A 2,702-nucleotide genomic window follows, 5' to 3' on the forward strand; every position below is an offset into this window, starting at 1 on the left:
CGGCCAGCCTGACGGCCGCGCGGTCAGCACTCGGTGATTCCGCGGGTTCCTGGCCCGTCGCGGCCACGCGACCCGCTAAACACTCGAAACATGGCCCCCTCGGCGCGAGGTAGGAGACGCCTGCGTGGACTCCCTCCAGCGCCCGACCGCCGAGGCCGCCGACCTCGACGGTGACCAGTGGTGTCGCTCCTGCACGAGCGTGCTCACCCGCGGTCCTGAACCCCCCAGTGCCTGCCACACCGACGACGACGGCGAACTCGGCGTCTGCTACGCCCCCGACGGCCGTGGCTTCCACGTCGACGTCGACGTCTGCGAGCGCGGCGCGAACGGCGTCTACGGCGGCGCCGTCGCCGACGACGGCGACGGTCACCGCGACTCCTCCAGTAACATGGCTACTGGGTGGTGCGAGAACGGGAAAACAGTACGGGATTCGGGGAGGGGACGCACGGGGCGCGGTGCGCGACCAGCGGCGTTACGTGAGGACGGACTGAGCGACGTTCGCTAGCTCCGCGGGCGGGGCGTCCTCGAGGCGGTCGTCGGCGAGTTTCAGGCGGAGGCGCGGCCGGCCGACGTCGATCGGGACCTTCTCGGTGTCGATGAGGCCGAGGTCCTCGAGCTTCGTCTTCGTGCGTGAGAACGTCGCCTTCGACGCGATGCCGACGTCCTCGCCCCACTTGCTGATGTCGTAGAGGAGCACGCGGTTCTTCGCTGCGACGAGCAGGCTGATGGTGACCTCGTCGAGGCCGTCGCCGTCGCCGCGTGCGGTCTCGAGTGATTCCAGCACGTTCTCGAAGTCGGCCTCGACGTCCGGACTGATGTCCTCGTCGAGGCTCTGCCGGACGCGGTCGATAGCGGGCGTCCGGAGGTTGAACGAGTCCGCGTCGGCCCAGTCGTCCGTGACGGCGTCGTACGCCGTCTCAGTGAACTGTTCGTCGTCGGTCGTCAGGCCGCCGACGAGCCCGCCGGCTTCCACGAGCGCGACTGTCCGATCGTCGGTCACGAGCATCGAACTCCGCGTGTCGTCGTCGAGTACGCGCAGTTCCAGGGACTCGGCTTCGACCAGGTTCGCCGCGCTGGACGCGACAATGAAGTCGTCCATCACGTCCTTGAGCATGCGTTCGTCGCCGAGCAGGCGGATCGACGGCAGGTCACCGTCGTAGGCGTTCGCGACGTCAACGAGTTCTTCGACGGTTTCGCCGGCAGGATTCACGACGAAGAGCTCGCCCGGCTCCGTCTCGAGAACCGAACGGACGACATCTTCGACGCGCGTCCCCAGTAGATTCTGTGACATCTCTGTGTGGGTATAGTGTAACGACGTATTTAATTTTACCGATGGCGGAGACAGTAAAACGACAGTACAGCGGTTCTCAGACTTCCATTCCGGTTTATTTCGCAGTCGAAACCGACCCGCGGAGTAGTGACGCAGCCTCGTCGGACCAGAAGAACTCCCCGTCCACGATGACCGGATGCTCGGCGTCCGCGAACAGGTCTGCGAGGTCCGCCGACGGCATTCTGAACGTCGTCGGATTCCCGCAGAGCTTCGGGCCGTCAGCCGCCGCCACGTCCAGGTCGTACCAGCAGCCGTGGGCGTCGACGGCGAGTTGCTCGTACTCTACGCGGCACTCGCCGTCGACGCCGCGTTCCACGCGAGCCACACGCGCGTCGCCACCGTCAGTCCGGGACAGCGTCTGCATCCCGTCGCCGACGACGGCGTAGTCTTTCCCCATCCGGATGCGGCGCCGCGCCAGGCGGAGCGCCGTCTCGATGGGGAACCCGTGGACGAGCAGGCGAGCGAACGCCGTACCGACCTTCGCCGCCTGCTCGTCGAGCACCTTCCGGAGCGTCACAGCGCCCGCGACGCTGCCCTGCTCCACGAGGTCCAGGCCCTCGTAGTAGGAGCCACACGCGTTCAGGAAGAACGTCTCCACGTTCGTCTCCGAGAGGTCGCTTACCGCGAGGTTGCCGTCCGCGCACCGGAGTCCCTCCACCTCGCAGTGGCCGATGTAGTGGAGGAACTCGTAGTGGTCTTCCAGCACGTCCGCGAGTTCCTGGCGAGTCAGACCCTCGAAGAACGTGACGTCCATCGGCAGGGAGTCGGCGTGGGCGTCGTAGACGTCCGCGACGGCCTCGTGTTCGCCGCTCATGCTGCGGTCGTTCAGGACGACCGCGACCGACAGCGCGTCGCCAGCGGTCTGGAGGTAGTCGAGGTGGTTGCGGTACGCCGCCGGCTGTGTCTTGAACACGTCGATGGGTGTTCCCTCCGCGAGCCAGCCCTGCCAGCGGCCCTCACGGAGTTTCGGCTTCAGCATCTCCACCGTCGCGACCGGGCCGGGCGGCCCGCGATAGAAGTCGTCCAGCGACCGCTCCATCAGTTCCTGGCTCTCCAGTGTCGCGGTCTCCGGCGGGTGCACGAACGCGAGTCGGTCCAGCAGGAACGGGAGCGTCCCGACGTGGTCGAGGTTCGGGGCGACGTGCATCGAGAGGTGCCACTCCGGGAGGTCGTCGGCCACGCGCTCGAACGGCGCGCCGAGGTACGTCGCGAGTCGCTGCGCCGGCGTCGCGTCGTAGGCGGCGTCCGGGTCGACGCCCAGCGTTGGCAGTACGTCGTCGCCCGCGACGGCGGGCCGCCTGGCGTCGTTGGTGGTGCACCCCGGCGGAGAACTGTGGGACGCGGCGCCGCGAACGAGACAGTCCAGCCAGAA

2 protein-coding genes and 1 pseudogene are annotated in these 2,702 nt (G+C 67.7%); all 3 read right to left on the minus strand.

All coding sequences use genetic code 11. The features are described 5' to 3' along the window. A pseudogene (locus GRX66_RS20205) lies at positions 1–370 on the minus strand (YcaO-like family protein); the annotation flags it as partial. Between the two features lie 102 nt (positions 371–472). Next, the gene (gene tbsP, locus GRX66_RS18130) at positions 473–1,291 is read right to left on the minus strand and encodes a transcriptional regulator TbsP (RefSeq protein WP_159527740.1); all 819 of its coding nucleotides are present in this window, start codon (positions 1,289–1,291) and stop codon (positions 473–475) included. A gap of 94 nt (positions 1,292–1,385) precedes the next feature. Next, on the minus strand, positions 1,386–2,702 hold a 1,317-nt coding region (locus GRX66_RS18135), incomplete at its 5' end, for a CHAT domain-containing protein (RefSeq protein ID WP_325064193.1).

Source organism: Halobacterium bonnevillei, assembly GCF_009831555.1.
Lineage (GTDB): Archaea > Halobacteriota > Halobacteria > Halobacteriales > Halobacteriaceae > Halobacterium > Halobacterium bonnevillei.

Excerpts from the sequence above, each read along its gene's own strand:
- tbsP (WP_159527740.1), bottom strand. The coding sequence starts at position 1,291 with ATGTCACAGAATCTACTGGGGACGCGCGTCGAAGATGTCGTCCGTTCG.